Below are 4,705 nucleotides of genomic sequence, written 5' to 3' on the forward strand. Positions count from 1 at the left end.
TCTTGTTTTTCTCCCGCGCTGCTTCTTCCTGCTCCTTCACGCATTCGCTGTACTGCGCTCTACAGTCCGAGGTGCAGCGTTTGTAATACCAGCCTGCTTGATCTTCGGTGTGAGGCCACGGATAGCGTTTCTTCCAACACAGCTTCATGCACTCGTCATGTTCTTCTTGGCAATCGTGGCCGCCTGCTCCACCACTTCCGAGTGCGGTACCGACTCCACTCGCGTCTTCGGAAACGACATGGATTCGGTCCTCGGGTCGTTGCGTGTGGGCGCATCCGGTGCTGGCCACCGCTATGGCCGCGATTAGAATGAGGCTGGAGGAGACGAAGTAGCCCACGTCACAACTCTCCCTGGAAGGCGCGATGTTGGAGGGTTGCGAAGAGTGCGTCCATTTCCGCAAGAGAGGCGCGGTGCGCTTCCTTCAACTTCTCCACTGCAACCACACGACGAGCGAACTCAAGCTGCAGGTTGATGGGGGGAAGAATGATCCGGAAGTTTTTCATCAACCCGGTATTTAAGTTTGGCTGAGTACCCGCAGGCGCAGTGGCTCGGAAGTATTCAGTGACCGCGTTGAGTGCCTTCAATAGAAAAAGCTTGTCGAGCTTGCCTTCGGGAATGTCTTCAAAAGACAGCCAACCATCGTGGATGCAGCCATCGATTTTCAGAATTCGCGCAAACCCCAAGCTTACTCCGCAGTTTGCGAAGATCAGGCTGCCTTTTTTTAGAAATACGGTCTTGTTCAGGCCGTCACGAGTGATCTTGTCAACACTGCTTTCGAGGTATATGTCTGAGCCTCGAGTTCCGTCGCCAATCTTGATCCAGTTGATGTCGCCACCAAGGTATTTTTCGATGGGCCTTGGTGAACCGCCGCGACGAATCTGCATTAGGTCGCCCATTCGTGCTGTCGGCCAATTTCGGTCGTTTTGGGCTGTATCGCCGAAGAGATCGTAGAAGAGGGATTGAGTGAGGACGTCAAGTTGAGCGAGGGCAACTCGGCGCTTCACGCGCAGTGCTTCCGCTCGGTCTAGCAGTTCCACAGTCCGTCGCTGCTCCGCCAAGGGCGGGAGGGGAATCTCCATCTCATCTAGGTGCTCGTTGCGTAAGTTGTTGATGTTTGCCCCAGCGGCGAGTGCCGAGACACGCTGTCGATAATGCCGTGTCTTGAAGAAGTGCGCGAAGTAGCCGGGATGGACTTTCGCATTGGGGCGCAGCACTTTGCAGAAGGCCCCGAAGGTTCCTGCAAAATCGGTTAATGCAGGTGCAGCTTTGCCCACAACGTCGATGCTTCCACTCGATGCGGCCACGACAACATCATGTCGGCGAATCCGTTGTTTTTCGGCGACTCTCTCGACAGGAACGAACACGAGGTCGTCAAAAATCAGGCCATCGTTCGTGATGTTGTTTGCGCGAAGCACGGGCAGGTAGCCGGGTTGCAGAGTCATTGAGACGTCCTGTTTTTCGTAGGTGACACCTCGGATCTGCTCACAAAGTTCACCCACTTTGACGCGAAGTGCGCTCATCTCAGCATCCCTTCGAGTTCCTTCATTCCTTGCTGAATCTCCACTTCCAACTTGGCGAGGTTGGCGAGAATTTTCTTTGGAGGATCGTGGTTCACCTCTTCGTGCACCACCTCTTTGTAGCGTTTGATGCTGAGATCGTGGCCTTGTGCTACGATGTCGGCCTTGGGCACGCAGAAACTCTGCGCTGTGCGTGGACGCTGTCGCTCGGCGGTCTCGCGCACTTTCCAGCGACTGAGCACATCAGGCAGATTGTTCCTGGCGTGTTCCTTGTCGGTAAGAGCGATTTGGAGCGTGGGGCCGAGTTTTTCCTCGGGGAGGAGCGGCATGCGTTTGTCGTCAAGGCTCCAACCGTCGGCGTCCACGTTGTAGAACCATACATGGTCGGTGCCGCCGGAGTTCGTCTTGGTGAAGAGCAGGATGCCGGTGGAGACACCGGCGTAGGGCTTGAACACGCCGCTGGGGAGCGAAATCACGCCCTCCAGTTTCTGCTCCTCCACTAGGGTCTTGCGCAACTCCTTGTGTGCCTTTGACGAGCCGAACAGCACCCCGTCGGGAACGATGACGGCCGCACGACCACCGGGTTTCAGGAGACGTAGGAAGAGGGCGAGGAAGAGCAGTTCGGTCTTCTTCGTCTTGACGATTTCCAGCAAGTCCTTGGCGGTGTTCTCGTAGTCCAGAGATCCCGCGAACGGTGGGTTGGCGAGGACGAGGGTGTATTTCTCCTCCTCTCCTGCGTGGTCCTGCGCGAGGGAGTCGCGATAGCGGACATCGGGATTCTCCACGCCGTGCAGCAGCATGTTCATGCTGCCGATGCGGAGCATAGTGTTGTCGAAGTCGAACCCATGGAACATCCGCTGGTGGAAGTGCTGCTTGAGCTTCGTGTCGCGGAGGACCTCGGGGTTGTGCTTGCGCAGGTATTCACTGGCGGCCACGAGGAAGCCGCAGGTGCCGCTGGCGGGGTCGCAGATGACGTCCCCGGGGATGGGCGCGGTCAGTTCGACCATTAGCTGGATGATGTGGCGCGGGGTGCGGAACTGGCCGTTCTGCCCGGCGGTAGCGATCTTGCCGAGCATGTACTCGTAGAGGTCGCCCTTGGTGTCGCGATCCTCCATCGGCACCTGATCCAACTGGTCCACCACCTTGGCCAGCAGCGCGGGGGTGGGAACGGTGAAGCGCGCGTCCTTCATGTGATGGGCGTAGGTGGAGTCGTCGCCCCCCAGGGTGCGCAGGAAGGGGAAGACGTGCTCGCCGATCACGGTGAACATCTCGGTGGCCTTGAAGTGCTTGAAGCGTGACCAACGCAGGTCTTCGTAGGAGCGGCCCTTCGAGTCCTTGCCATGAGGGAAGACGCGGCGCTCGATGGGGCGCTTGAGACGGTTGGCCTTGTTCTCCTCCAGCGTATGCAGGTCATCCAAGCGGCGCAGGAAGAGCAGGTAGGTGATCTGCTCGATGACCTCGAGCGGATTGGAGATGCCGCTGGACCAGAAGGTGTCCCAGATGCGGTCGATCTGGTTGCGAAGTTCGCCGGTGAGCAAGGGAGTGGACTCCTGACGCGGATGTGGGCCAGGGGCCCGTCTGCCACACTCCGCTCTGGGTGCCAAGGTCGCGGCGCTCACCCCTGGCGCGGTAGAGTGGTGCCTCCATGGCGAAGACGACGAGCACGGCGGAGGCGTACGCGGCCCAGCACCGCGGCGACGCGGACCACTACGCGACCTACTACGCGGGCATGGATGCCTCCATGCAGCAGAAGGTCGCCCTCACCACCGCGCACTTCCCCTCGCGCGGCCGGGTGGCGGACATGGGCAGCGGCTCGGGCCGTGGCACCTATGACCTGGCGTGCCTCTACGGGGGCCTGGAGCTGGTGGGCGTGGACATCAACCCCGTGTCCGTCGAGCGGGCCACCGGCTCCTACCAGCGCGCCAACCTCCGCTACGTCGTGGGTGACATCGCCGACCCTGTCTTCGAACCCGAGTCGCTTGACGGGGTGCTCGACTCGTCGGTGCTCCACCACGTCACCAGCTTCAATGACTTCTCACTCGCCCGCCTGGAGCAATGTCTGGACAATCAGGTGCGCGCACTGCGCACCGGTGGCGTCATCATCATCCGGGACTTCGTCATCCCGGACGGGCCCGAGGAGGTACACCTCGACCTGCCCGAGACGGATGGGGCCGCCGAGGGCCCCGTGACCGGCTTGTCCACCGCCGCGCTCTTCGAGCGCTTCGCCCGCGACTTCCGCTGTAGCGTCAACCGCGAGGGCCCGGTGCCGTACACGCGGCTCGCCTCGCCTCACGCGGGCCATGTCCGCTACCGGCTCGCCCTGCGCGCCGCCAACGAGTTCGTCCTCCGCAAGGACTACCGCACCGACTGGGACGTGGAACTGCTCGAGGAGTACACCTACTTCTCCCAGGCCCGGTTCGAGGCCGCCTTCCGCCGCCGCGGGCTGCGCATCGTCAGCTCGATGCCCATCCGCAACCCCTGGATTGTCGCCAACCGCTACGAGGGTCGCTTCCACTTGAGCGACCTCGACGGCAAGGCGCTGCCGTTCCCGCCCACCAACTACCTCATCGTGGGCGAGAAGGTCCCCCCCGGCGCGGGCGTTCAGCTGCGCGAGGAGCACAGCGCGCCCCTCACCTCGCCGCACTTCCTCTTCCTCACCGCCTGGCGCCACGAGGAGAGTGGCCGCGTCTTCGAGCTGGTGGAGCGCCCGGGGCGCACGCTGGACCTGCTGCCCTGGTTCCGAAACGAGGGACAGGTGTTCGTGCTCGCCAAGAAGGGCTTTCCCCGGCCCATCGTCAACGCGTGCGCGGACCACCCGAACCTCGGAGGCGCGACGCTCTCGGGCTACGTCACCGAGCCCCTCGCCGCCATCACCCAGGCGGGCGAGGCCCCGGACAAGGCCATCGCGCGCATCCTCCACGAGCGGGCCGGTCTCCCCGCCGAGAGTCTCCGTGCGCTGAGCGAGCCGGCGCACTACTTCACCTCGCCCGGTGGCGTGAGCGAGCGCGTGTCCGCGTACCTCGTGGAGGTGGCGCCGAGCACCGGGCTGCCCGCACCGGATTATGGTCCGTTCACCAGCGCGGGCTCGGTGCGCGAGCTGGATGCGCGCCAGGTGCTCCGCGCCTGCCACGTGGGCGGCATGGTGGACGCGCGGCTGGAGATCAACATCCACCGACTGCTGCGTCACC

At 62.3% G+C, this 4,705-nt stretch carries 3 protein-coding genes and 1 pseudogene; 1 reads left to right on the forward strand and 3 read right to left on the reverse strand.

The annotated features are described in order from the left end of the window. The 3 genes and pseudogenes from VF794_RS22945 to VF794_RS22955 form a co-directional block, all read right to left on the reverse strand. Nucleotides 1–337 (reverse strand): annotated as a pseudogene (locus VF794_RS22945) (hypothetical protein); the annotation flags it as partial. Nucleotide 338: 1 nt separating this feature from the next. After that, the gene (locus tag VF794_RS22950) at nt 339–1,520 is read right to left on the reverse strand and encodes a restriction endonuclease subunit S (protein ID WP_331113825.1); all 1,182 of its coding nucleotides are present in this window, start codon (nt 1,518–1,520) and stop codon (nt 339–341) included. Beyond that, complete coding sequence (locus VF794_RS22955) at nt 1,517–3,055, reverse strand: class I SAM-dependent DNA methyltransferase (protein ID WP_331113826.1); 1,539 nt, start codon at nt 3,053–3,055, stop codon at nt 1,517–1,519. Before VF794_RS22955 ends, VF794_RS22950 begins: the two co-directional genes overlap by 4 nt. A gap of 107 nt (nt 3,056–3,162) precedes the next feature. On the opposite strand from VF794_RS22955, the gene VF794_RS22960 reads away from it, so the two are divergent. Beyond that, the coding region (locus VF794_RS22960; RefSeq protein WP_331113828.1) for a methyltransferase domain-containing protein at nt 3,163–4,705 on the forward strand (1,543 nt) is incomplete at its 3' end.

The sequence above is a fragment of the Archangium sp. genome (genome assembly GCF_036389735.1).
In the GTDB taxonomy this organism is placed as follows: Bacteria; Myxococcota; Myxococcia; order Myxococcales; family Myxococcaceae; genus Archangium.

Excerpts from the sequence above, each read along its gene's own strand:
- VF794_RS22950 (WP_331113825.1), bottom strand. The coding sequence starts at position 1,520 with ATGAGCGCACTTCGCGTCAAAGTGGGTGAACTTTGTGAGCAGATCCGA.